The organism is Streptomyces sp. NPDC016309 (assembly GCF_043077235.1).
In the GTDB taxonomy this organism is placed as follows: domain Bacteria; phylum Actinomycetota; class Actinomycetes; order Streptomycetales; family Streptomycetaceae; genus Streptomyces.
On sequence record NZ_JBIBSG010000001.1, the window covers coordinates 488,404 to 512,393 of the forward strand.

Annotated in this window: 18 protein-coding genes; 5 read left to right on the top strand and 13 right to left on the bottom strand. The window is 70.7% G+C overall.

Annotated features, from left to right (window positions below; translation table 11 throughout):
* Window positions 1-5: 5 nt before the first annotated feature.
* From ACF068_RS02185 to ACF068_RS02240, 12 genes are all read right to left on the bottom strand, one after another.
* Complete coding sequence (locus ACF068_RS02185) at window positions 6-1,049, bottom strand: ABC transporter ATP-binding protein (protein ID WP_392272230.1); 1,044 nt, start codon at window positions 1,047-1,049, stop codon at window positions 6-8.
* Complete coding sequence (locus ACF068_RS02190) at window positions 1,033-2,016, bottom strand: ABC transporter ATP-binding protein (RefSeq protein ID WP_392272231.1); 984 nt, start codon at window positions 2,014-2,016, stop codon at window positions 1,033-1,035. The genes ACF068_RS02185 and ACF068_RS02190 overlap by 17 nt, the downstream gene beginning before the upstream one ends.
* 7 nt (window positions 2,017-2,023) lie before the next feature.
* Window positions 2,024-2,983, bottom strand: coding sequence for an ABC transporter permease (locus tag ACF068_RS02195; RefSeq protein ID WP_392272232.1), 960 nt, complete (start codon window positions 2,981-2,983; stop codon window positions 2,024-2,026).
* Window positions 2,976-3,899 (bottom strand): ABC transporter permease, encoded by a 924-nt coding sequence (locus ACF068_RS02200; RefSeq protein ID WP_392272233.1) that lies wholly within the window; start codon window positions 3,897-3,899, stop codon window positions 2,976-2,978. Before ACF068_RS02200 ends, ACF068_RS02195 begins: the two co-directional genes overlap by 8 nt.
* 29 nt (window positions 3,900-3,928) lie before the next feature.
* On the bottom strand, window positions 3,929-5,554 hold the full coding sequence (locus ACF068_RS02205; protein WP_392272234.1) for an ABC transporter substrate-binding protein: 1,626 nt from the start codon (window positions 5,552-5,554) through the stop codon (window positions 3,929-3,931).
* A gap of 221 nt (window positions 5,555-5,775) precedes the next feature.
* Window positions 5,776-6,939, bottom strand: coding sequence for an ABC transporter ATP-binding protein (locus ACF068_RS02210; RefSeq protein ID WP_392272235.1), 1,164 nt, complete (start codon window positions 6,937-6,939; stop codon window positions 5,776-5,778).
* Window positions 6,932-7,975: an ABC transporter ATP-binding protein gene (locus ACF068_RS02215; RefSeq protein ID WP_392272236.1), complete on the bottom strand. Its 1,044-nt coding sequence runs from the start codon at window positions 7,973-7,975 to the stop codon at window positions 6,932-6,934. Before ACF068_RS02215 ends, ACF068_RS02210 begins: the two co-directional genes overlap by 8 nt.
* A gap of 11 nt (window positions 7,976-7,986) precedes the next feature.
* The gene (locus tag ACF068_RS02220; protein WP_392272237.1) at window positions 7,987-8,937 is read right to left on the bottom strand and encodes an ABC transporter permease; all 951 of its coding nucleotides are present in this window, start codon (window positions 8,935-8,937) and stop codon (window positions 7,987-7,989) included.
* Entirely contained in the window at window positions 8,930-9,853 is a 924-nt protein-coding gene (locus ACF068_RS02225) for an ABC transporter permease (RefSeq protein ID WP_392272238.1), read from the bottom strand. The genes ACF068_RS02220 and ACF068_RS02225 overlap by 8 nt, the downstream gene beginning before the upstream one ends.
* Before the next feature lie 157 nt (window positions 9,854-10,010).
* Window positions 10,011-11,630 carry an ABC transporter substrate-binding protein gene (locus ACF068_RS02230; RefSeq protein WP_392272239.1) on the bottom strand — a complete coding sequence of 540 codons (1,620 nt, stop codon included), beginning with the start codon at window positions 11,628-11,630 and terminating at the stop codon, window positions 10,011-10,013.
* Window positions 11,631-12,104: 474 nt separating this feature from the next.
* A complete protein-coding gene (typA, locus tag ACF068_RS02235; protein ID WP_392272240.1) occupies window positions 12,105-14,012 on the bottom strand; it encodes a translational GTPase TypA in 1,908 nt (635 codons plus the stop codon).
* A 364-nt stretch (window positions 14,013-14,376) separates the two neighbouring features.
* Window positions 14,377-16,752 (bottom strand): ABC transporter family substrate-binding protein, encoded by a 2,376-nt coding sequence (locus tag ACF068_RS02240; protein WP_392272241.1) that lies wholly within the window; start codon window positions 16,750-16,752, stop codon window positions 14,377-14,379.
* Window positions 16,753-16,995: 243 nt separating this feature from the next.
* Here ACF068_RS02240 and ACF068_RS02245 point away from each other — a divergent pair, with 243 nt between their 5' ends.
* The 4 genes from ACF068_RS02245 to ACF068_RS02260 all read left to right on the top strand — a co-directional run bounded on the left by ACF068_RS02245 (window position 16,996) and on the right by ACF068_RS02260 (window position 21,085).
* Window positions 16,996-17,226 (top strand): hypothetical protein, encoded by a 231-nt coding sequence (locus ACF068_RS02245; RefSeq protein WP_392272242.1) that lies wholly within the window; start codon window positions 16,996-16,998, stop codon window positions 17,224-17,226.
* Window positions 17,227-17,549: 323 nt separating this feature from the next.
* The gene (locus ACF068_RS02250) at window positions 17,550-18,389 is read left to right on the top strand and encodes a hypothetical protein (protein WP_392272243.1); all 840 of its coding nucleotides are present in this window, start codon (window positions 17,550-17,552) and stop codon (window positions 18,387-18,389) included.
* 18 nt (window positions 18,390-18,407) lie between these two features.
* A complete protein-coding gene (locus ACF068_RS02255) occupies window positions 18,408-20,318 on the top strand; it encodes a fumarate reductase/succinate dehydrogenase flavoprotein subunit (protein ID WP_392272244.1) in 1,911 nt (636 codons plus the stop codon).
* Window positions 20,315-21,085 carry a succinate dehydrogenase/fumarate reductase iron-sulfur subunit gene (locus ACF068_RS02260; RefSeq protein ID WP_392272245.1) on the top strand — a complete coding sequence of 257 codons (771 nt, stop codon included), beginning with the start codon at window positions 20,315-20,317 and terminating at the stop codon, window positions 21,083-21,085. The genes ACF068_RS02255 and ACF068_RS02260 overlap by 4 nt, the downstream gene beginning before the upstream one ends.
* A gap of 15 nt (window positions 21,086-21,100) precedes the next feature.
* On the opposite strand, the gene ACF068_RS02265 is transcribed toward ACF068_RS02260, so the two are convergent.
* Window positions 21,101-22,132, bottom strand: a complete 1,032-nt coding sequence (locus ACF068_RS02265; protein ID WP_392272246.1) for a hypothetical protein — start codon at window positions 22,130-22,132, stop codon at window positions 21,101-21,103.
* 120 nt (window positions 22,133-22,252) lie between these two features.
* Between ACF068_RS02265 and ACF068_RS02270 the strand changes: the two genes are divergently transcribed.
* Window positions 22,253-23,956, top strand: coding sequence for a TPM domain-containing protein (locus ACF068_RS02270; protein WP_392272247.1), 1,704 nt, complete (start codon window positions 22,253-22,255; stop codon window positions 23,954-23,956).
* The last annotated feature ends 34 nt before the right edge of the window (window positions 23,957-23,990 follow it).

Genomic DNA, 23,990 nt, shown 5'->3' on the forward strand with positions numbered 1-23,990 from the left:
GACGGTCAGCCCGCCGGCCCCCCGGTCCCGCCGGGCACGACGTGCTTCTCCTCGGCGAAGTGGCACGCCGAGTCGTGCCGCGCCGGGGTGTCGCTGTCGCGGAAGACGGCCGGGACCGCGAGCAGCGGCACCTCGGTGGCGCAGCGTTCGCGCGCCTTCCAGCAGCGGGTGCGGAAGCGGCAGCCGGAGGGGATGTCGGTGGGCGAGGGCACGTCGCCGGTGAGCAGGATCCGCTCGCGCCGTCCCCGGGTCGTCGGGTCGGGTACGGGCACGGCCGACAGCAGCGCCTGGGTGTAGGGGTGGGTGGGGTGGTCGTAGATCTCGGTGTCGGTGCCGGTCTCGACGATCCGCCCGAGGTACATCACGCCGACGCGGTCGGAGATGTGCCGGACGATGGACAGGTCGTGCGCGATGAACACGTACGACAGGCCGAAGGCGTCCTGGAGCCGTTCCATCAGGTTGACGACCTGGGCCTGGACGGAGACGTCGAGGGCCGAGACCGGTTCGTCGGCCACGATGACCTCGGGCCGGAGGGCGAGGCCGCGGGCGATGCCGATGCGCTGGCGCTGGCCGCCGGAGAACTGGTGCGGGTAGCGGTTGATGTACTCGGGGTTCAGGCCGACGACGTCCAGCAGCTCCTGCACCTTGCGGCGCCGGTCGCCCTTGGGGGCCGCCTCGGGGTGGATCTCGTACGGCTCGCCGATGATGTCGCCCACCGTCATCCGCGGGTTGAGCGAGGTGTACGGGTCCTGGAACACCATCTGGATGTTCCGGCGGACCGCCTTCAGCGCCCGGCCGGACAGCCTGGTGATGTCCTCGCCCTTGTAGAGGATCTGTCCGGCGGTGGGGCGTTCCAGGCTGACGAGCATCTTGGCGACCGTGGACTTGCCGCAGCCGGACTCGCCGACGATGCCGAGGGTCTCGCCGGGCTGGAGGGCGAAGGAGACGCCGTCGACCGCCTTGACGGCGCCGATGTGCTTGCGGAAGAGGACGCCCCGGGTCAGCGGGTAGTGCTTGACGAGCTCGCGCACCTCAAGAAGAGGAGGCATGGACCGTCTCCTCCCAGAAGTGGCAGGCGCTGCGCCGGTCCTCGGCTACCCGGTACAGCGGGGGGACGTCGACGCGGCACACGTCGCGGGCGCGGGGGCAGCGGGGGTGGAAGGGGCAGCCGGGCGGGATGGCCGTGAGGTTCGGCGGGAGGCCCTTGATGGCGTACAGCTCCTTGCCCTTGCGGTCGAGGCGCGGGATGGACCGCAGCAGGCCCTCGGTGTAGGGATGAGCGGCGCTTTTGTAGATGTCGTGGACGGGCGCGGTCTCGACGATCCGCCCGGCGTACATCACGGCGATCCGGTCGGCGACGTCGGCGACGACGCCGAGGTCGTGGGTGATGAGGATGAGGCCCATGCCGATTTCCCGCTGGAGTCCGGCGAGGAGTTCCATGACCTGGGCCTGGACGGTGACGTCGAGGGCGGTGGTGGGTTCGTCGGCGATGATGAGCGCCGGTTCCAGCGCCATCGCCATGGCGATCATGATGCGCTGGCGCATGCCGCCGGAGAACTGGTGGGGGTACTGGCTGACGCGTTGCGCGGCGCCGGGGATGCGGACGCGGTCCATCAGCTCAACGGCCTTGGCCCGGGCGTCCTTCCTGGACATGCCGCGGTGGACGACGAACATCTCGCCGAGCTGGTCGCCGACGGTGAGGACGGGGTTGAGGGACGACAGCGCGTCCTGGAAGATCATCGCCATCCGGGCGCCGCGTACGGCGCGCCGGGCGTCCTCCTTGAGCGTCAGCAGGTCCTGCCCCTGGAAGAGGACCTCGCCGCCGGTGATCCGCCCGGGCGGGGTGTCGAGGATGCCCATGACGGCCTGGGCGGTGACGGACTTGCCGGAGCCGGACTCGCCGAGCACGGCGAGGGTCTCGCCGGCGTCCACGGAGTACGTGACGCCGTTGACGGCCCTGGCGATCCCGTCCCGGGTGCGGAACTCCACGTACAGGTCGCGTACTTCGAGCAGCATGGTGGGCCTACCGCAGCTTCGGGTCGAGGGCGTCGCGCACCGCGTCGCCGAGCATGATGAACGCCAGGACGGTGATGCTGAGGGCGCCGGCGGGCCACAGCAGCATGTGGGGGGCGTTGCGGATCTGGGGGGCGGCGTTGGAGATGTCGATGCCCCAGGAGACGGTGGGCGGCCGCAGTCCGACGCCGAGGAACGACAGGGTGGCCTCCAGGGCGATGTAGGTGCCGAGGGCGATGGTGGCGACGACGATGACGGGCGCGACCGCGTTGGGCGCCACGTGGCGCAGCAGCATCCGGCCGCTGCCGGCGCCGAGGGCGCGGGCGGCCTGGACGTAGTCGTTCTCCTTGGCGGTGATGACGGAGCCGCGGGCGATACGGGCGAGCTGGGGCCAGCCGAGCAGCACGATGAAGCCGACGACCGGCCAGACGGTGGAGCTGGTGACGACGGACAGGAAGACCAGGCCGCCGAGGACGACGGGGATGCCGAAGAAGACGTCGGCGACCCGGGAGAGCAGCGCGTCCCACCAGCCGCCGAAGAACCCGGCGAGCCCGCCCAGCAGGCTGCCGAGCAGGGCGGCGCCGAGGGTGGCGCAGACGCCGACGGTGATGGAGGCCCGGGCCCCGTACACGGTGCGGGTGTACACGTCGCAGCCCTGGGTGTCGTACCCGAAGGGGTGGCCGGGGGAGGATCCCTGCTGCGACTTGGACAGGTCGCACTGGAGCGGGTCGGCGCTGGTGAGGATCTGCGGCCAGATGGCGATGAGGACGAGGAAGACGATCAGCAGCGCGGACACCAGGAAGACGGGGTTGCGGCGCAGTTGGTGCCAGGCGTCGGACCACAGGCTGCGGGGTCTGCCGGTCGTGGGGCGGAGCGTCTCGGCCTCGCTCATGGCGAGGTCCATGCCGCCGCCCGCGCCGGTGGGGGCGATGGCCTCCCTCGGGTTCTCGTACGGGTCGGGCTCAGGCATAACGGATCCTCGGGTCCAGGACCGCGTAGAGCAGGTCGACGAGCAGGTTCGCCACCAGGAAGACGATCACGAGGATGGTCACGAAGCCGACGACGGTGGGCGCGTTGTTGCGGAGGATGCCCTGGTAGAGCTGGTAGCCGACGCCGTGGATGTTGAAGATCCGCTCGGTGACGATCGCTCCGCCCATCAGCGCGCCGATGTCGGCGCCGATGAAGGTGACGACCGGGATGAGGGAGTTGCGCAGCAGGTGGCGGGTGATGACCCGGCGGCGCGGCAGGCCTTTGGCGACGGCGGTGCGGACGTAGTCGGCGCGGACGTTCTCGGCGATGGAGGTGCGGCTGAGGCGGGTGACGTAGGCGAGGGAGACGAGGGCGAGGACGACGCCGGGGAGGATCAGTTCGTCGATGCGGGCGTCGGAGGAGACGGAGGGGCGCACCCAGCCCCATCTGACGCCGAAGAGGAACTGGAGGAGGTAGCCGGAGACGAAGGTGGGGATGGAGATGACGACGAGGGTGAGGACGAGCAGGCCGGTGTCGAGGGGGCGGCCGCGTTTGAGGCCGCTGACGACGCCGAGGGTGATGCCGACGACGATCTCGATGACGATGGCGACCACGGTGAGGCGGAGGGTGACGGGGAAGGCGGAGGCCATCAGTTCGGTGACCGGCTGGCCGTTGAACGCGGTGCCGAAGTCGCCCTGGAAGATCGCGCCCATGTAGAGCAGGTACTGCTTCCACAGCGGCTCGTCGAGGTGGAGGTCCTCACGGATGCGGGCGGCGGTGGCGGGGTCGGGTGCCTTGTCGCCGAACAGGGCCGCGACCGGGTCGCCGAGCGCGTACACCATGAAGAAGATGAGGAACGTGCTGCCGATGAACACCGGGATCATCTGGAGCAGCCGCCGGATCACGTAGCGTCCCATGGGGGCTCCGGTGGGGGAGGTGGCGGGTGTCAGCCGACCTTGATCTGGTCGTAGACGGGGACGCTGAACTGGTTGAGGGCGACGTCGGAGAGCCGCTCGGAGTAGCCGGCGCTGCCGTTCTGGTACCAGAGGGGGATGGCCGGCATCTGTTCGGCGAGGATCTGCTCGGCGGCCTGGAAGTCCTTGACGGCGGTCGCCCGGTCGGCCTCGCGGTTGGCCTTGTCGACGAGGGCGTCGAACTGCTTGTTGCTGAACTTGCCGTAGTTGGAGGAGCCGCCGGTGTAGTAGAGCGGTTCGAGGAAGTTCTGGATCAGCGGGTAGTCGGCCTGCCAGCCGGAGCGGAAGGGGCCGCTGAGCTTGAAGGTGGTCTGCTGGTTGCGGAAGTCGGCGAAGGTGCCGATGGGGTTGACGGTGCAGACGGCGCCCCGGCCGAGCGCGTTGTTGACGCTGTTGCAGACGGCGTCCATCCAGGCGCGGTGGGAGCCGGTGTCGACGTTGGAGGTGAGCGTCACCTTGCCGCCGGGCAGCCCGCCGCCCTCCTCGATGAGCCGTTTGGCCGCGGCGGGGTCGTAGTCGCAGGCGTCGCCGCAGAGCTCCTTGTAGCCGCCGTCGGCGCCGAGGGCGGGTGAGGTCCAGTCCTTGGCGGGGGTGCGGGTGCCCTGGAAGATCTGCTTGGTGATCTCCTCGCGGTTGATCGCCCTGGACAGGCCGCGGCGGACCTTCTCCATGCCGGCCTTGTTCCACTCGGGCCGGTAGAGCGGGAAGACGAGGGTCTGGATGATGAGGGCGGGCTGGTTGATGTAGCGGTCGCCGAGGTCGTTCTTGACGTTCTTGAGCTGCTGGGCGGGTACGTCGTCGACGAGGTCGAGGTTGCCGGCGATCAGGTCGGTGTAGGCGGTGTTGTTGTCGGTGTAGACGGTCAGGTCGACACCGCCGTTCTGCGCCTTGTCCTCGCCGGTGTAGCCGTCCCAGCGGCGCAGTTTCATGCCGCTGCCGCGGGCGTAGGACTCGACGGTGTAGGGGCCGTTGCCGATGGGCTTGGCGAGCCAGGCGTCGTGGTCGGTGAAGAACACCTTGGGCAGCGGGACGAAGGCCTGGTAGCCGAGGGTCTCGGGCCAGCTCGAGAACGTGTCCTTGAGCGCGACGGTGAAGGTGCGGTCGTTCTTGACGACCAGTCCGCGCATGGTCGTGGCCTTGGCGGTGCCGGAGGCGGGGTGGACGTCCTCGTAGCCGACGATGTCGCTGAAGAACGGCGAGTTGGCCTGCTTGTTCTCGACGTGGGCGCCGTAGTTCCAGGCGTCGGTGAAGGAGCGGGCGGTGACCGGCTCGCCGTTGCTGAACTTCCAGCCGGGCTTCAGCGTGATGGTGAAGTTCCGGGAGTCGGTGGTCTCGATCTTCTCGGCGACCATGTCCTTGGCCTCGCCGGTCTTCGGGTCGTACTTCTTCAGGCCGCGGAAGAGCATGTCGAGGACCTTGCCGCCCTGGACCTCATTGGTGTTGGCCGGCTCGATGGGGTTCTGGGGGTCACCCCAGGAGGAGCTGAGGATCCCGTCGGCTCCGCCGCCGCTGTCGGCGCCGCCCCCGCAGGCGGTCGCCGCGAGGGCGACGGCGGTCGCGCACGCGGCCCACTGGGCGTGCCTGGTGGCTCGGCGCATGGGTGCCTCCCGTGGTCCTCGGACTCGCCTAGGCCCACATACCACCGCATACGCACGGGTATCGCACTCTTTGTCCGCCCGTACGGGCGCGGCACCACCCGCATGCGGGACGCGGGTGCGCGCCCGGAACCGGACCCGGCCGCGGACGCACGGGTGCCCCGGCCGGGATCCGGCCGGGGCACCCTCGTGCGCGGTGAGCCGTACGCGACTACGGACACTGCCTAGGCCGCGTGGACGACGTCCTTCTCCTCGGCGAAGTGGCACGCCGACTCGTGCGCGGCCGGGCTGTCCGAGCCCTGGAAGCGCTCGGGGATCGCCAGCAGCGGCACCTCGGTGGCGCACTTGTCCTCGGCCTTCCAGCACCGGGTGCGGAAGCGGCAGCCGGACGGCGGGTTGGCCGGAGACGGGACGTCACCGGTGAGGATGATCCGCTCGCGGCCGTCGCGGGCGTCCGGGTCCGGGACGGGGACGGCCGACAGCAGCGCCTGGGTGTAGGGGTGCGTCGGGTGGTCGTAGATCTGGACGTCCGTACCGATCTCCGCCATCTTGCCCAGGTACATCACGCCGACGCGGTCGGAGATGTGCCGGACGATCGACAGGTCGTGCGCGATGAAGAGGTAGGAGAGGTTGAACTCGTCCTGGAGCTTCTCCATCAGGTTGACGACCTGCGCCTGCACCGAGACGTCCAGCGCCGAGACCGGCTCGTCGCAGATGATGATCTCCGGGTTGAGGGCCAGGCCGCGGGCGATGCCGATGCGCTGGCGCTGACCGCCGGAGAACTGGTGCGGGTAGCGGTTGATGTACTCGGGGTTCAGACCGACGACGTCCAGCAGCTCCTGCACCTTGCGGCGCCGGTCGCCCTTCGGGGCCACCTCGGGATGGATCTCGAAGGGCTCGCCGATGATGTCGCCCACCGTCATCCGCGGGTTCAGCGAGGTGTACGGGTCCTGGAACACCATCTGGATGTTCCGGCGGACCGCCTTCAGCGCCCGGCCGGACAGCTTGGTGATGTCCTGGCCCTTGTAGAAGATCTCGCCCGCGGTCGCCGTCTCCAGCATCATCAGCAGCTTGGCGACCGTGGACTTGCCACAGCCGGACTCGCCGACGATGCCGAGCGTCTCGCCCTGGTAGAGGTCGAAGGAGACCCCGTCCACGGCCTTGACCGCGCCGACCTGCTTCTTGAACAGGATGCCCTGGGTCAGCGGGAAGTGCTTCACCAGACCGCGCACCTGGAGGATCGGCTCACCGCGCTCCACCGGGGCCTCGATGGCCGCGACGGCGGCGGTCTCGGTGGCCGCCTCGACCGTCTCCACCTCGGTGACGTTCGGGGTCGCGTCCACGGCCGCGTCCTGTGCCGACGTGGCGGGCTTGCTGAGCTCAGCCATGGATCGTCTCCTTCCAGAAGTGGCACGCGCTGCCGCGGCCCGGCAGCTCGCCACCGTCCTGCTCCGTCACCGGCACCAGGGCCGGGATCTCCGTACGGCAGATGTCGTCCGCCTTGGGGCAGCGCGGGTTGAAGGCGCAGCCCGGCGGGATCTTCATCAGGTTGGGCGGCAGGCCCTTGATCGCGTACAGCTCCTGGCCCTTCTGGTCCAGGCGCGGGATGGAGTCGAGCAGGCCACGGGTGTACGGGTGCGCGGGGCGCTTGTACAGCTCGTGGACGGGCGCGTTCTCGACGATCCGGCCGGCGTACATCACCGCGATCTTGTCGGCGACGTCGGCGACCACACCCAGGTCGTGGGTGATCAGGATCATGCCCATGTTCTCCTCGCGCTGGAGCTCCGCGAGCAGGTCCATGACCTGGGCCTGGACGGTCACGTCGAGCGCGGTGGTCGGCTCGTCCGCGATGATCAGGTCCGGCTCCAGGGCCATCGCCATGGCGATCATGATGCGCTGGCGCATACCGCCGGAGAACTGGTGCGGGTAGTCGTTCACCCGCGCCGCGGCGGCCGGGATCTTCACCCGGTCCATCAGCTCGATGGCCTTGGCCTTGGCGTCCTTGCGGGACATGCCCAGGTGCACGCGGTACATCTCGCCGAGCTGGTAGCCGACGGTCAGCACCGGGTTCAGCGCGGAGAGCGCGTCCTGGAAGATCATCGCGATCCGGCGGCCGCGGATCTTGCGGCGCTCCTCGGCGGACATCTTCAGCATGTCCTGGCCGTGGAACAGGATCTCGCCCTTGGGGATCCGGCCGGGCGGCATGTCGAGGATGCCCATGATCGCCTGGGCGGTGACCGACTTGCCGGAGCCGGACTCGCCGAGGACGGCGAGGGTCTCACCGGCGTCGACGCTGTAGCTCACGCCGTTGATGGCCTTGGCGACACCGTCGCGGGTGTGGAACTCGACGTGCAGGTCGCGCACTTCGAGGAGCGGGGCGCTCGTGGCGCCCGGCGCGCTCGTCTTGTTGTCGATGGTGGTCAACGTACGCCCTCCTAGCGCAGCTTGGGGTCGAGGGCGTCGCGAACAGCTTCGCCGAGCATGATGAACGCGAGGACCGTGATGCTCAGGAACAGCGACGGGAAGAGCACCATGTGCGGGCTGCTCAGGAAGCGGTCCTGGCCGTCACTGATCATCAGGCCCCAGGAGATGTTCGGGGACTGGACACCGATGCCGAGGTAGGAGAACGCCGCCTCGGCCGAGATGTAGACGCCGAGGTTGATCGTCGTGACGACGATGACCGGCGCGAGCGCGTTCGGCAGGATGTGGCGCATCGCGATGCGCCAGCCGCCGGCACCCAGGGCGCGGGCCGCCATCACGTAGTCGTTCTGCTTGTTGGTGATCACCGAACCGCGCATGATGCGGAAGAGCTGCGGCCAGCCGAGCACGGCCATGATCAGCGAGACGGTGACGACGTTGCCGGTGCCCAGCATCGCCAGCACCAGCAGACCGCCGAGCAGGGTCGGGATGGCGAACCAGATCTCGGTGAAGCGGGACACCACGGCGTCCAGCCAGCCGCCGCGCAGACCGGCGATCATGCCGAGCACGCCGCCGGCGAGCGTCGTCAGCACCGACGTCAGGACACCCACGATGATCGAGTTGCGGGTGCCGTAGATCGTGCGGGTGTAGATGTCGCAGCCCTGGACGTCGAAGCCGAACCAGTGCGCGCCGCTGGGCGGGGTGACCGAGTTGGACAGGTCGCAGAAGCCCTTGGCGTACGGGTCGCCGCTGGTGAACAGCTGCGGCAGGGCCGCCATGACCAGCAGGAACAGGATCAGCACCGCGGAGACCAGGAACACCCAGTTGCGCATCAGGTCGCGCCGGGCGTCGCTCCACATGCTGGCGACCCGCTCGGGCTTGTCCTGCTTGGTGCGGACGGGGCTGCCGGGCGCGGCCGTCTTGACGGCCTCGCTCTCCTCGACGGTGGTGGAGGTGTTCTCAGGCATAGCGGATCCTCGGGTCGAGCACGGCGTAGAGCAGGTCCACGATCAGGTTCGCGGCGATGTAGACGAGGACGAGCACCGTCACGATGCTGACGACGGTCGTCCCCTGGCGCAGGTACACGGCCTGGTAGAGGGTGCCGCCGATGCCGGGGATGTTGAAGATGCGCTCGGTGATGATCGCGCCGCCCATGAGGGAGCCGAGGTCGACACCGAGGAAGGTGATGATCGGGATCATCGCGTTGCGCAGACCGTGGCGCACGATGACGCGGGACCGGCTCAGACCCTTGGCGGTCGCGGTGCGCACGTAGTCGGCGCGCATCGTCTCGATCATGCTGGTCCGGGTCAGCCGCGCGATGTACGCGAGCGAGACCGAGGCCAGCACGGTGCCGGGGAGGATCAGGGTGGTGATGTCCTCGGCGTCGTACGAGATCGGCGCGATCGCCCACTGGACGCCGAGCACGAGCTGGAGGACGTTGCCGAGCACGAACACCGGGATGGAGACCAGGAGAAGGGTCGACAGGAGCACGACGTTGTCGAGGAACTTGCCACGGCCGAGCGCCGCGAACACACCCGCGACGATACCGACGATGGACTCGACGACGAAGGCGATCGCCGCCAGCCGGAGCGTGACCGGGAAGGTCTCGCCCATGATCTCGGACACCGCGCGGCCGGTGAAGTCGGTGCCGAAGTCCCCGGTGAGCACTCCGGAGATGTAGTACCAGTACCGCATGTAGAGCGGGTCATTGAGGTGGTACTGCTCTCGCAGGATCGCTGCGATGGCCGGGTCCGCCCGCTTCTCTCCGGCCAGTGCCTGGATCGGGTCACCGGGCAGCAGGAAGACGAGGCAGTAGAGAAGAATTGTCGCGCCGAGCAGTACGGGTATCGCCTGCAGAAGACGCCTGATCACATAACGACCCATCAGGTCTCCAGTTGTACGGATACCGGGAGGGGCACACCAATGGGCCCCGCCCCGGGTGAGGGGTAATCGACAACGGACGGCAGAAGGGGGGTGACGGGGCAGAACCCCGTCACCCCCACTGCTGTCAGGATCTCCCGGGAGGAGATCCTCCGAACCGTCAGGCGGGGTTGACCGTGGTCCAGTCGATCTGGGTCATGTTGTCGATCCGCACGCCCGGCTTGACGTTCTTGCTGACGCCGGCGTTCAGCTTGTAGAAGTACACCGGGATGTAAGGCATGTCCTTCAGGATGAGGTCGTCAGCCTGCTGGTACGCCTTGATGGCGGCGTCCTCGGTGGTCGCCGTGTCGCCCTGGTCGAGGAGCTTCTCGACCTGCGGGTTGACGTAGCCCGAGTAGTTGGAGCCGTTCTCGATGGCGTCCTGGGAGAAGACCGGACGCAGGTAGTTCTCCGCGTGCGGGTAGTCCATGGACCAGGCCAGACGGAACGCGCCGCCGTACTTCTTCTCACCGAGGTCGTTCAGGATGGTCTGGAACTGCTCGAACGGCTTGACGGTGACGTCGACGCCGAGGTTCTTCTCGAGCTGCGCGGCGACGGCCTCGATCCAGTCCTTGTGGCCGCCGTCGGCGTTGTAGCCGAGCTCCATCTTGTTGCCCGGCAGGCCGCCCGCGGCGTCGAAGGCCTTCTTGGCCGCGGCCGGGTCGAAGGTGCAGGGGGCGCCACAGGCACCGCTGCGGTAGCCCGGGACCAGCGGGTTGATGAAGTCGTCCGCCGGCGTACGGGTGTTGACGAAGATCTTCTCGGTGATCGCCTTGCGGTCGATCGCCTGGGAGATCGCCTTGCGGATCTCCGGCTTCGCGTAGACCTTGTTGTACTTGATCGGGAAGCCGATGTAGCCGACGCCCGAGTCGGTGCCCTGGATGTAGCGGTCGCCGAGGTCCTTCGCGGCGGTGGTCATCGCGGACAGCGGAACGGTGTCCATGATGTCGACGCGGCCGCCGAGCAGGTCACGGTAGGCCGTGTCCTGGTTGTTGTAGATCTTGAACGTGACGCCCGAGACCTTGATCTGCGACGCGTCGGGGTGCTTGTCGTACTTGACGGTCTTGATCTGCTGGTTACGGACGAACTTGCCGTCCATCTTGAACATGCCGTTGCCGATGGGCGCGGTCTCGAAGCCCTTCGGGTCCTTGAAGAAGGCCTTCGGCAGCGGGAAGAACGCGTTGAAGCCCAGCATGGTCTTGAAGGCGCTGAACGGGGCCGTGAGCGTGACCTCGAGGGTCTTCTCGTCGACGACCTTCAGGCCCTTCATCTTGTCCGTCGCGGGCTTCTTGCCCGCGCCCGGGTTCAGGTCGGCGTACCCGTCGATCTTGTTGTAGAGCGGGTTCGTCTCCTGCGTGTTGTCCTGGTTGGCGCCGTAGTTCCAGGCGTCCGCGAAGGACTGCGCGGTGACGGCCTCACCGTTGTGGAAGGTGTAGCCGTCCTTCAGCTTGATCGTCCAGACCTTGCTGTCCTTGGTCTCGATCGACGCGGCCATGTCGAGCTGGGTCTCGTTCTTCTCGTCGTACTTGACGAGGCCGGTGAACAGCGCGTTCATGACCTCGGAGCCCTCGGACTCGTACGTGTTCGAAGGGATCAGACCGTTCTGGGGCTCGCCGAGCTCCATCACGACCTGGCGGGCGCCCCCGCTCTTGCCTTCGCTACCGCCACCGCCACAAGCCGTTGCTGCCAGGGCGACGACTATCGCGCCCGCGACCCACTTGGCGCTCTTGGCACCGCGCATGGGTTCCTCCTCATGAGTCCACTTGTCACTACGAGAAGGGCACTTCGAGGTTGCACGCCGACACCCCTGACGGCGATGACCCAAGTGCCCCGAGTGTGCTCGTGAGTCGGCGCTCCCCACAGCGCGTGACCCATTGACCCGAGCTCAATGGAGCCAACTATTAAGTACGTCCGGGCCGTAAACCACACTTAAAGGGTCTCGTTTTGGCAACATCACCAAGGGGCCGAAGACCGAAATCCGGACAAAGCGAGCACAGACAGACACCCGCGAAACGGACCGTTAACACATGTTCCGGAGAGCGACGGTCGATATCCGGACGCTTCGGCGGTGAAAAAGCGTTGACGAGCGGCCGGCCGGCGACCCTTCCCTGCCCGGCGCGGGCGCAGGAAAAACTCCCCGCCGGGGAAGGGATGAACCCTTCCCGGACGGGGAGTCGGCGGCCGGCGGGCCCGGCGGGCGGGCCCTGGGGCCGTGTCAGCCGTTCTTGGCGCGCGAGGCGGCGCGGGCGCGCTCGCGCTGGTCCAGGTTCACCTTGCGGATGCGTACGGCCTCGGGGGTCACCTCGACGCACTCGTCGTCGCGGCAGAACTCCAGGGACTGCTCCAGGGAGAGCTTGCGCGGCGGGACGATCGCCTCGAACGAGTCGGCCGAGGACGACCGCATGTTCGTGAGCTTCTTCTCCTTGGTGATGTTGACGTCCATGTCGTCGGAGCGCGAGTTCTCGCCGACGATCATGCCCTCGTACACCTCGGTGCCGGGCTCCACGAAGAGGACGCCGCGCTCCTGGAGGTTGGTCATCGCGAAGGCGGTGACGGCGCCGGAGCGGTCGGCGACGAGCGAACCGTTGTTACGGGTCGTCAGCGTGCCGAACCACGGCTCGTGGCCCTCGTGGATGGAGTGGGCGATGCCCGTGCCGCGCGTCTGCGTCAGGAACTCCGTACGGAAGCCGATGAGGCCGCGGGACGGCACCACGAACTCCATGCGCACCCAGCCGGAGCCGTGGTTGGACATGTTGTCCATGCGGCCCTTGCGGACGCCCATGAGCTGCGTGACGGCGCCCATGTGCTCCTCGGGCACGTCGATGGTCATCCGCTCGACCGGCTCGTGGACCTTGCCGTCGATCTCCTTGGTGACCACCTGCGGCTTGCCGATGGTCAGCTCGAAGCCCTCGCGGCGCATCTGCTCGACCAGGATGGCCAGCGCCAGCTCACCGCGGCCCTGCACCTCCCAGGCGTCCGGGCGCTCGGTGTCGAGGACGCGCAGCGAGACGTTACCGACCAGCTCGCGGTCCAGGCGGTCCTTCACCTGGCGGGCGGTGACCTTGCGGTCCTTCACGGCCGCCTTGTTGTCCGCGCCCTTGCCGGTGGCGCCCCGCCCGACCAGCGGCGAGGTGTTCGTACCGATGACCATCGAGATCGCGGGCTCGTCGACCGTGATCAGCGGCAGCGCGACCGGGTTCTCCGGGTCGGCCAGCGTCTCGCCGATCATGATGTCCGGGATGCCGGCGACGGCGCAGATGTCACCGGGGCCGGCTACCTCGGCCGGCTTGCGGGTGAGCGCCTCGGTCATCATCAGCTCGCTGATGCGCACGTTGGAGACGGTGCCGTCGCGCTTGATCCACGCGACCGTCTGGCCCTTGCGCAGCTCGCCCTGCTCGACGCGGAGCAGCGCGATACGGCCGAGGAAGTTGTCGGCGTCCAGGTTGGTGACGTGCGCCTGGAGCGGGGCCTCCTCGTCGAACGTCGGCGCCGGGATGTGCTCCAGGATGGTGGAGAAGAACGGCTCCAGGTTGGCGGAGTCCGCCGGGACGGTGCCGTCCTCCGGCTTGGTCAGCGACGCGATGCCGTCACGGCCGCAGGCGTAGACGATCGGGAACTCGATCTGCTCCTCGTCCGCGTCCAGGTCCAGGAACAGGTCGTAGGTCTCGTTGACGACCTCGTCGATCCGGGAGTCCGGGCGGTCCGTCTTGTTGATGCAGAGGATGACGGGCATCCGGCGCTGGAGCGCCTTGCGGAGCACGAAGCGCGTCTGCGGCAGCGGACCCTCGGAGGCGTCCACGAGGAGCACCACGCCGTCGACCATCGACAGGCCGCGCTCGACCTCACCACCGAAGTCGGCGTGGCCGGGGGTGTCGATGATGTTGATGGTGATGGGCGCCCCGCCGTCCTTGGGGTGGTACTTCACCGCCGTGTTCTTGGCGAGGATCGTGATGCCCTTCTCACGCTCCAGGTCGTTCGAGTCCATCATGCGGTCGTCGACCGAGTCGAGCTGGTGGGCGGCGAAGGCGCCGGCCTGCTTGAGCATGGCGTCGACGATGGTCGTCTTGCCGTGGTCGACGTGGGCGACGATGGCTACGTTACGGATGTCGTGGCGCGTGGGCATGAGTGGCTGGCGCTTCTCTCAGGATCGTGGGTGCGGCGTCTCTTTGTTCCTCGTACGCCCGCCGGGCGGACGCGCCACGGCTGTGTCCATGGTACGGGGCCGAGGCGCACAAGGCTTCCCGGCCCATCCGGAGAAGATCGAACGGGTGTGTGGCGGGGTGATGCGGGATCCGCGTACGGGGGCGGGTACGGGTCCTGGTGCGCGCCCGCGTGCGGGTGCCGCGGTGCGCGCGGGTGGGTGCTGCGTGGTGGAGCCCGGGTCATGGTCCGGAACGGAGCTTGCCCGCCGGTGGGACCGGCGGGCAAGTGACTTGAGCGGATTCTGAGGTTGGCCTTACCTGCCCGGGCGGCTCGCCCCCGGCGGCTCACTTCCGCCGGAAGCCGATGTCCTCGTAGTGGGGGGTCGCGAAGCCGAAGGCTCCCGCGTTCACCACCGTCGGGCGGGCCGCCACGAGCTGCGGCCGCTGGAAGAGCGGGATGGAGCCGGCGGCCGCCCAGATCCGGGCGTCGGCCTGCTTCACCAGGTCGCGGGCGGCCTTCTCGTCCAGCTCGGCGGCCGCCTGGTCGAAGAGCTGGTCGATGTGGTCCGTACCGACCCGGGTGTAATTCTGCTCCACCAGCAGCGAGCCGTCGGCGGCGGGCTGCGGTTTGGCGAAGATGGGCCGCCCGTCGGTGGCGGGGAAGGCGGTGGCGGGCCAGGAGAAGAGGGCCAGGTCGTAGGCCCCGGACGCGATGTGGTCCTTGAAATAGCTGTCGTCGGGCACCTTGACGATCTCGGTGCCGATGCCGACGCGGTCCAGCATGCGGGTGATCTTCTCACCGACGGTCCGCAGCGTCTGCGAGTCGGGGCCCGACGGAAGGACGAAGCGGAGCGTCAGCGGCTGGCCGTCCTTGCCGAGCGGGCCGGCGGCCGCGCGGCCCGCGGGGCCCGCCGGGGCGGGGGCGGCGGTGCCGACGGGCGCGTAGGCGCCGGGGACGCCGCCGCCCTGCGCCTCGGACCGGGCGGCCGCGCCGGTGTCGGTGTCGGTGTCCTCCAGGACGGCGGTCCGCCGGTGCGCCTGGCCCTCGGCCTGGCGGTGGAGGGCGATGCCCTGGGCCGCCGCGGCGGGGGCGGGGGCCAGGACGTACGTGCCCTCGGGGCCGTCGTTGCCGCCGATGGCCGGCTTGTCGTCGCCGCCGATGGCCGGCTTGTCGTCGCCGCCGATGGCCGGCTTGTCGTCGCCGCCGATGGCCGGCTTGTCGTCGCCGACGATGTACAGGCCCTCGTCGGACGGTACGTCGGCCTTCCCGCCGTTCTTCCCGCCCGCGACCGGGCCGTGGGCGGCGGGGGACGCCCCGGCGCCGGCCTTCGCGCCCGCCTTCGGGGCGGCGGGCTTACGGGCGCCGCCACGCGTCCAGCCCGCGTCGGCCAGCAGTTCCTGGGCCTCCTCGGTGTCCTGGCCGCCCAGGGCGCCGCTGCTGTCGGCGTACGCCTGCTGCCCGGCGAGCGCGAGATGGCTGCCGACCGGCTGGGCGGGCAGCCCCAGCGGCTTGAGGACCGCCTCGGCCAGCTCCCGGCGGTCCAGGGCGCGGGCCACCGCGCGGCGCACCCGCTCGTCGGACAGCGGCCCGCTCTCGCCGTTCAGCGCGAGCTGCGTGTACGCCGGCTCCAGGGACTTGCGCACCACCCAGCCGCGCAGGACCCGCCCCTCGGCGGCCCGGGCCGCCAGGGACTGCTGGTCCTGCCGGTCCTGCTGGTCCTTGGGGCCGGCCGCCGCGGGGAGCGGGGCCTTGGCGGCACCGGCGCCCCCGGCGGGCGTGCCGGCCTTGCCGTGGGCCGCGCCGTCCTTCTGCTGTGCCGCGCGGGTGATGCGGTCCGCCGTGGCGGGGTCGATCTCGGCGAGGTCGACGGTCCCGGCGGCGAGGGCGGTGGCGCGGCCGGTGCGCGGGACGGCGCGCAGCACGATCGCGTCCAGCTTGGCCGGCTCCCCCCACCAGCGGGGGTTGCGGACGAGCGTGGCCGTGCCGGCGCGGGAGTCGACGCCCTTGAGCTGGAAGGGGCCGGCGGTCGACGCCAGCCGGGTGCGGGCCTCGTCGTTGAAGGCGGCCGGGGTCGCCATCACCTCTTTGGGGTAGAGCGGCGAGAACAGGGCGCGCCAGTCGGTGTACGGCTTGTTGAAGGTGACCCGGACCTCCAGGTCGCCGGCGCCGCGCTCGATCTTCTCGATGCGCTCGTAGCCCGCGTTGCGGGCGGTCCAGTAGGCGGAGTCCTTGCCGCTGAGCGCCCGCCACTGGGCGACGAAGTCGGGAGCGCCGATCTCGCGGCCGTCGCTCCACACCGCCTGCTGGTTGAGCTTGTAGAGGACCACCTGCTTGGGCTCGCGCTCGACGATCTCGGCGGATTCCAGGTAGTCGGCGTTGCGCTGGGGGCGGCCGCGCTCGTCGAGGGTGAAGAGGGTGGGCAGGACGGCCTGGGTGATGCGGGTGGTGGTGGCGTCGGCGTCCGCCTGGAAGGCGTTGAGGGTGGTGGGCATCGCGTCGACCGCCCAGCGCAGGGTGCCGCCGTCGGCGACCTTGGCGCGGGCGGCGTGGGCGATGTCCTGGGGTACGGCCTTGGCGTCGCTCTCCTCCTCGGGGGAGCTGCAGCCGCCCAGCACGGAGACGGCGAGTACGCCGGTGGTGAGGAGGACGGCGGACCGCAGCGTGCGGGAACGGGGTCCCCGGGAGCATGTCCTCCCCCGAGGGGCGCCGACGTGGGACATGTCTTGTACCTCTTCGTCCTGTTTTGTGGAATTTAGAGATGATCACACCTATTGCCCATACACTGAAAGCGACCGGGAGGGCTCCGCGGCGGCGACACGGCGGCCCGGCGCTCGAACTCCACCCGTGCGGCCCAAGCCCCGGGGGAGTGGAATCGGTGCACATGGCTTCACAATGGGGGATGTGACGCGCGACACTCTCAGGCGCGTGTTTGCCACCCGCTATTGCGGAAGTGAGGGCAATTCATGTCACTCGAAGACGATCTGACAGAGGTCAAGCGCCGCCTTGAGGAGCTGGCCCGCTCGGTCATCCAACTGGAACGGAACCTCACGCAGCAGCGGGAGGGGAAGCCCGTCCCCATGGCGGTCGGCCGGCCCGACGGCCTGGTGACCATCCCGGACACGCCGTACGACAACACCCTGTGGACCGACTCGGACGACGAGGGCCTGGGCGCGCGGGACCGCCGCGCCCCCTGACGGGCGTGGCACCGACGGGCAGGGCGTCGCGGCGGTGCCACGGCCCCCGCCCGCCGGGCGGTGGACCATGACCGGCGCGGCCGCCGGCGACCCGTGCGCCGGTGCGCGCCGCCCCGTACCGCGTCAGGGTGCCGGGCGTCCGGTGCCGCGTCAGGGTGCCGGGCGGAAGGCCGCGCCGCGCCCGGGCCCGGGCCGCCGGGCCCCTCCGCCCCGCACAGGCACCCGCCCGGCCGCGGTACGCCGGGCGCGGTCCGCAGCCGAACCGGCAACCACTCTCACCGACCGGCACGCGCCACCACCGGCGCGGGCCCCAGGAGACCCCGTTGGCCACAGGCACCCGACAACCACACACCGATCCGGCGGAACCGGGGCGCGGCGGCGTGCGCGGCCCGGCCCGCGCCCGCATCGCGGCCGCCCACCTCCGTACCGACCGCTGGTGGCTCGCACCCGCCGCCACCGCGGCCGGACTGCTCGCGTTCATCGTCTACTCGACCTGGCGCGCCTTCGCGAACAGCGACTACTACGCGGCGCCCTACGTCTCGCCGTTCTACTCGCCCTGCCTCGCCGAGAACTGCGCACCCATGAAGGGCGGCCCCAACTGGGAGGTCTTCGGAAGCTGGTGGGGCCTCTCCCCCGCCCTGCTCATCCTGATCTTCCCGCTCGGCTTCCGGCTGACCTGCTACTACTACCGCAAGGCCTACTACCGGGGCTTCTGGGCGTCGCCACCGGCCTGCGCGGTGGCCGAGCCGCACCGCGCGTACACGGGCGAGACCCGCTTCCCGCTGGTGCTCCAGAACATCCACCGGTACTTCTTCTACGCCGCCCTGCCGGTCGCCGGAATCCTGACGTACGACACCGTGCTCGCCTTCCGGGACGCGTCCTACGCCTGGGGGCACATGGGCCTGGGGACAGTGGTGTTCCTCGTCAACATCACGCTGATCTGGGCGTACACGCTCTCCTGCCACTCCTGCCGGCACATCGTCGGCGGGCGCCTGAAGCACTTCTCCCGGCATCCGGTCCGCTACCGGCTGTGGAGCTGGGTGGGCAGGCTGAACGCGCGTCACATGCAGCTCGCCTGGGCCTCGCTGCTCAGCGTCGCGCTCGCCGACTTCTACGTGTACCTGCTCGCCACGGGCGCCTTCGAGGATCCGCGCTTCTTCTAGAAAGGGGGTGCCTTTCCGATGAGCGCAGCGGAACGGCAGCAATGGGACGTCGTCGTGGTCGGGGCCGGCGGTGCGGGGCTGCGGGCGGCGATCGAGGCGCGCGAGCAGGGTGCCCGTACGGCGGTGATCTGCAAGTCCCTGTTCGGCAAGGCCCACACGGTGATGGCCGAGGGCGGCATCGCCGCGTCCATGGGCAACGTCAACGCCGGTGACAACTGGCAGGTCCACTTCCGCGACACCATGCGCGGCGGGAAGTTCCTCAACCAGTGGCGGATGGCCGAGCTCCACGCGCGCGAGGCGCCGGACCGGGTGTGGGAGCTGGAGACCTGGGGCGCCCTCTTCGACCGTACGAAGGACGGCCGCATCTCGCAGCGCAACTTCGGCGGCCACGAGTACCCGCGCCTCGCGCACGTCGGCGACCGGACCGGCCTGGAGCTGATCCGGACGCTCCAGCAGAAGATCGTCTCCCTCCAGCAGGAGGACTTCCGGGCCTTCGGCGACCACGAGGCCCGGCTGAAGGTGTTCCAGGAGTGCACGGTCACCCGTGTCCTCAAGGACGGCGACCAGGTGTGCGGGACCTTCTGCTACGAGCGCGAGTCCGGCCGCTTCTTCGTGCTGGAGGCACCGGCGGTCGTCCTGGCGACCGGTGGCATCGGCAAGTCGTTCAAGGTGACGTCCAACTCGTGGGAGTACACCGGCGACGGTCACGCGCTGGCCCTGCTGGCGGGCGCGCCGCTGGTGAACATGGAGTTCGTGCAGTTCCACCCGACCGGCATGGTCTGGCCGCCGTCGGTGAAGGGCATCCTGGTCACGGAGTCGGTGCGCGGCGACGGAGGGGTGCTGCGCAACTCCGAGGGCGAGCGGTTCATGTTCGACTACGTCCCCGACGTGTTCAAGGAGAAGTACGCGCAGTCGGAGGAGGAGGGCGACCGCTGGTACGAGGACCCGGACAACAACCGGCGGCCGCCCGAGCTGCTGCCGCGCGACGAGGTGGCCCGCGCGATCAACTCCGAGGTGAAGGCGGGCCGGGGATCGCCGCACGGCGGGGTGTTCCTGGACGTGTCCACCCGGATGCCGGCCGAGACCATCCGGCGCCGGCTGCCGTCGATGTACCACCAGTTCAAGGAACTCGCGGACGTCGACATCACGGCCGAGGCGATGGAGGTCGGGCCGACCTGCCACTACGTGATGGGCGGCGTGGCGGTGGAGTCGGACACGGCCGCGGCGGTCGGGGTGCCGGGGCTGTTCGCGGCCGGTGAGGTCGCGGGCGGGATGCACGGCTCCAACCGGCTCGGCGGGAACTCGCTGTCCGACCTGCTGGTCTTCGGCCGGCGGGCCGGGCTGTACGCGGCCCGGTACGCGAGCGGCCTGGCCGCCCGTCCGCGGGCGGCCGACGATCAGGTGCAGGCGGCGGCCGCGGAGGCACTGCGCCCGTTCAGCGGCGAGGCCGCCGACGGGCCGGGCCCGCGGCCGGAGAACCCGTACGCCCTGCACCAGGAGCTCCAGCAGACGATGAACGACCTCGTCGGCATCATCCGCCGCGACGAGGAGATGAAGCGGGCGCTGCGGACGCTGGCCGAGCTGCGGCTGCGGGCCCGGGGCGCGGGCGTCGAGGGGCACCGGCAGTTCAACCCCGGCTGGCACCTGGCGCTGGACCTGCGGAACATGCTCCTGGTCAGCGAGTGCGTGGCCCGCGCGGCGCTGGAGCGCACGGAGAGCCGGGGCGGGCACACCCGGGAGGACTGCCCGGCCATGGAGCGCTCGTGGCGGCGGGTGAACCTGCTGTGCCGGATCGCCGACCCGGAGTCCGCCGAGGGCCAGATCGCCCTCGACCGCACGACGACCGAACCCATCCGTCCCGACCTGCTCGCCCTGTTCGACAAGGAGGAGCTGGTCAAGTACCTCGCCGAAGAGGAGCTGCCCGAGTGACCAGCTATGACGCGAGCTTCCGGGTGTGGCGGGGCGACACGGAGGGCGGCGGACTGGAGGACTTCACCGTCGAGGTGAACGACGGGGAGGTCGTCCTCGACATCATCCACCGGCTCCAGGCGACCCAGGTGCCGGACCTGGCGGTGCGCTGGAACTGCAAGGCCGGCAAGTGCGGTTCGTGCAGTGCCGAGATCAATGGCCGGCCCCGGCTGATGTGCATGACGCGGATGTCGGTGTTCTCCCGGGACGAGGTCGTCACGGTGACGCCGATGCGGGCCTTCCCGGTCGTCCGCGACCTGGTGACGGACGTGTCCTTCAACTACGAGAAGGCCCGTGAGGTGCCGTCCTTCGTCCCGCCGCCGGGCGTGGCACCGGGCGACTACCGGATGCGGCAGATCGATGTGGAGCGCCCCCAGGAGTTCCGCAAGTGCATCGAGTGCTTCCTGTGCCAGGACACCTGCCACGTGGTCCGGGACCACGAGGAGAACAAGCCCGCCTTCGCCGGTCCGCGCTTCCTGATGCGCATCGCCGAACTGGACATGCACCCCCTGGACGCGGCCGCGGAAGCGGGGCTGGACCGCAAGCGCACGGCACAGGAGGAGCACGGGCTCGGCTACTGCAACATCACCAAGTGCTGCACCGAGGTCTGCCCCGAACAGATCAAGATCACGGACAATGCGCTGATCCCGCTGAAGGAGCGGGCCGTGGACCGGAAGTACGACCCCCTGGTGTGGCTCGGCGACAAGATCGGCCGCCGGAAGGGCTGACCTCGTCCCGGCGCCTCAGTGCCATCCCGCCCGGTACGCCGCCCAGTCCTCCTCCGTGGCGGCGAAGTCGACGTACAGGGCGACGCCGAACCGCTCGCGGTCGTGGTCCGTGCGCCCCAGCCCCAGCCGGGTGCCACGGACCGCGGCGGCGACGGTCTCGGCCGCGTCGTGATGGCCCAGGTCGTCCTCGTGGAAGAACGGCAGGCCCATGAGCAGGTCGGTGTCCTCGGGGGTGACCTCCAGGGCGAGTGAGGTCTGCTGGGCGACGTAGCCGCCGTACATCCCCTCCAGCGGCATCCAGGTGTCGTACGACATCACGGCTATCTGGTCGACCCGGCGGGCCACCTGGCCGAAGAACTCCTGCGACCACCACTTCTCGCTGCCGCTCAGCGCGCCGTTCACCGCGTGCGCCGCCGGGAGCGGGTCGATCTGGTGGGCGGCGACCGACAGGGGCGCCTCGCGGGCCCTCGTCAGCTCGCCCAGGTCGTCCAGCAGGCTCAGGTAGTGCCGGTCGCCGGACAGCAGCGGCTCCAGGTCGAAGTGGACGCCGTCGAAGCCCGCGTCCAGGACCTGCCGCGCCGAGCGCACGACGGCGGCGCGGGACGCGGCCCGCTCCAGCCGCAGCCCCTCCGGCCCCTCGGTGGCCAGCACGTCACCGAGCCAGGCGTGGACCCGTATCCCCGGCATCGTGCGGTGCACGGAGTCGATCAGCCACCTCGCCCGCGGGTACCGCCCGGCGGGCAGGCTCCCGTCGTGCTCCAGCGGCCCGGCGTGGACGTACAGGTCCCGGATGCCGGTCCCCTTGATCCGCGCGGCGAACGCGGCGAGATCGGCGTCCTTCTTCCGGCCGTCCACCCAGGCGTGCCCCAGCCAGACGGCGTCCTTGCCCCGGGTCTTCGTCCCCTCCCGCACCTCCCCCGCGTAGTTCATCCGCAGCGCCGCCCCGGCGGTCAGCGGGGGCAGGACGACCAGCAGGAGCAGCGCCAGTGCGATCCGCCTGGGCCACCGGAGCCCCGGACCTCGCCACTTCGCCCTCAGCGCACGCATGTTCACAACGAACCCCCCGTCAGCGGTGCCGAACGATCTCCACCCTAAGGGTCGCCACTGACAGTGACGATCGGCGCCGGGTCGCGTGCGGACAAAGCCCGACATAGCCTCACGCATGTGATGCGGAGCGCCACTCTGGCCTTCCTCGCCGTACCCCTCTGTGCACTGGTGGCGGCGTGGTCGCCGGCTGCCCTGCCCGGCACCCCGCGCGGGCAGGGGTCCTCCGGCGCCGATCTGGTCCTGCCCGTGGCGGTGCTCGTCGCGGTCGCCGCCGTGGCGGCGTACACGTACGCCAAGCGCCGTCGGCGCACCGCCACCCGCACCACCCCGCACGGCGGACACGACCGGTGGGAACCGGCCCCGGCGCGGCCCTCCCCGGACGAGCCGGACGCCCGCGCCGGACGGCTCCTCGCCGACACGGACGAGGCGGTGCGCACGAGCGAGGAGGAGCTGGGGTTCGCCCTCGCGCGGCTCGGGCGGGAACCGGCGCGGCCGTTCACCGAGGCGGTGGCGTACGCGAAGGGCGAGCTGGCCGAGGCCTTCCGGCTGCGCCAGCGGCTCGACGAGGAACGCCCGGAGGACGAGGCGACCCGCCGCCGCACGCTGGAGGAGATCGTCGCGCGGTGCGAGGAGGCCGGCCGGCGGCTGGACGCGGAGGCGGAGGCGTTCGACCGGCTGCGCGCCCTGGAGCGGACGGCGGGGGAAGTCCTCGCCGCGGCCCGGGAGGAGTTCCGCGCGGTGCGCGGCCGGGCCGACCTGGCGGAGGCGGGACTCGTCGCGATGCGCGAGCGGTACGCGGAGTCGGCCGCCGTGCCGGTGGCGGAGGGCGCCCGGCGGGCCAGGGAGCGGCTGCTGTTCGCGTCGGCCGGCCTGGAGCGGGCCGCGGAGGCGGTGGACGGGGGCGATGCCGCCGCCGCGGCGGTCGGTGTACGGGCCGCCGAGGGGGCCCTCCACCAGGCGGCGCTGCTCGTCGACGCGGTGGACCGGCGCGCGAGGGAACTGGCGGAGGCGGCGGGGCGGCTGCCGACCGTGCTCGCCGGCACCGAGGCGGACCTGGCCGAGGCGGGCGGGCTGCTGGAGGGGGCGGCGGGGGCGCCCCCGGCCGGGCTGCGGGGCCGGGCCGCCCGCGCCGAGTCGGTCGTCACCGACGTACGGGCGGCGGTGGCGGACGGACGGTACGACCCCATCGACGCGCTGCGCCGGGTCGGGGAGGCGGGCGCCGCGCTGGACGAGGCCCTGGCGGCCGCGCGGGAGGACCGGGGCGCGCGGCGGGCGGGCGCACTGCTCGACGCGGCGCTGCTCACGGCCGGCTCGGCGGTGGAAGCGGCCGCGGACCACCTCGCGGCGCACCGGGGAGCCGTGGGCGCCCTGGCCCGTACCCGGCTCGCGGAGGCGCACCGGCGGATGGAGCGGGCGCGGGAGCTCGCGGAGGGGTACCTCGCGACGGGGGACCTCGCGGCGGGTGGCGCGGAGGACGCGCGGGAGGCGGCGGCCGAGGCCCGGCAGGCGGACGCGCTGGCCCGGCAGGCCCTGAGCCTGGCCGAGCAGGACGTACGGCGGTTCGCTCCCCTGGGCGGCGGCCCCCCCGACGGCGATGCACCCCCCGACGGGCTGGGCGGGGCGGTGCTCGGCGGGATCCTGCTGCGCGGCGAACCGGGCGGCACCGGCGGCGCGGGCGGCGACGACCCGCCCGGGGCCGATGGCGGCGGTGGCCGGGCGGACGCGCGGTACGGCGGCGGGCCCGGTCGCTTCGGTGGCCGGAGGACGCGCGGCCGGCTGGGCGGGGGCGACCGGTTCCGCCCCGGCCCCTCCTCCGGGACATGACGGCCGCGCGCGGCGCGGACCCGCCGCGCCGCGC

Coding starts and splice junctions, on each gene's coding strand:
- ACF068_RS02185 (WP_392272230.1), bottom strand. CDS start 1,049: ATGCCTCCTCTTCTTGAGGTGCGCGAGCTCGTCAAGCACTACCCGCTG.
- ACF068_RS02190 (WP_392272231.1), bottom strand. CDS start 2,016: ATGCTGCTCGAAGTACGCGACCTGTACGTGGAGTTCCGCACCCGGGAC.
- ACF068_RS02195 (WP_392272232.1), bottom strand. CDS start 2,983: ATGCCTGAGCCCGACCCGTACGAGAACCCGAGGGAGGCCATCGCCCCC.
- ACF068_RS02200 (WP_392272233.1), bottom strand. CDS start 3,899: ATGGGACGCTACGTGATCCGGCGGCTGCTCCAGATGATCCCGGTGTTC.
- ACF068_RS02205 (WP_392272234.1), bottom strand. CDS start 5,554: ATGCGCCGAGCCACCAGGCACGCCCAGTGGGCCGCGTGCGCGACCGCC.
- ACF068_RS02210 (WP_392272235.1), bottom strand. CDS start 6,939: ATGGCTGAGCTCAGCAAGCCCGCCACGTCGGCACAGGACGCGGCCGTG.
- ACF068_RS02220 (WP_392272237.1), bottom strand. CDS start 8,937: ATGCCTGAGAACACCTCCACCACCGTCGAGGAGAGCGAGGCCGTCAAG.
- ACF068_RS02225 (WP_392272238.1), bottom strand. CDS start 9,853: ATGGGTCGTTATGTGATCAGGCGTCTTCTGCAGGCGATACCCGTACTG.
- ACF068_RS02230 (WP_392272239.1), bottom strand. CDS start 11,630: ATGCGCGGTGCCAAGAGCGCCAAGTGGGTCGCGGGCGCGATAGTCGTC.
- typA (WP_392272240.1), bottom strand. CDS start 14,012: ATGCCCACGCGCCACGACATCCGTAACGTAGCCATCGTCGCCCACGTC.
- ACF068_RS02240 (WP_392272241.1), bottom strand. CDS start 16,752: ATGTCCCACGTCGGCGCCCCTCGGGGGAGGACATGCTCCCGGGGACCC.
- ACF068_RS02245 (WP_392272242.1), top strand. CDS start 16,996: ATGTCACTCGAAGACGATCTGACAGAGGTCAAGCGCCGCCTTGAGGAG.
- ACF068_RS02255 (WP_392272244.1), top strand. CDS start 18,408: ATGAGCGCAGCGGAACGGCAGCAATGGGACGTCGTCGTGGTCGGGGCC.
- ACF068_RS02265 (WP_392272246.1), bottom strand. CDS start 22,132: ATGCGTGCGCTGAGGGCGAAGTGGCGAGGTCCGGGGCTCCGGTGGCCC.
- ACF068_RS02270 (WP_392272247.1), top strand. CDS start 22,253: ATGCGGAGCGCCACTCTGGCCTTCCTCGCCGTACCCCTCTGTGCACTG.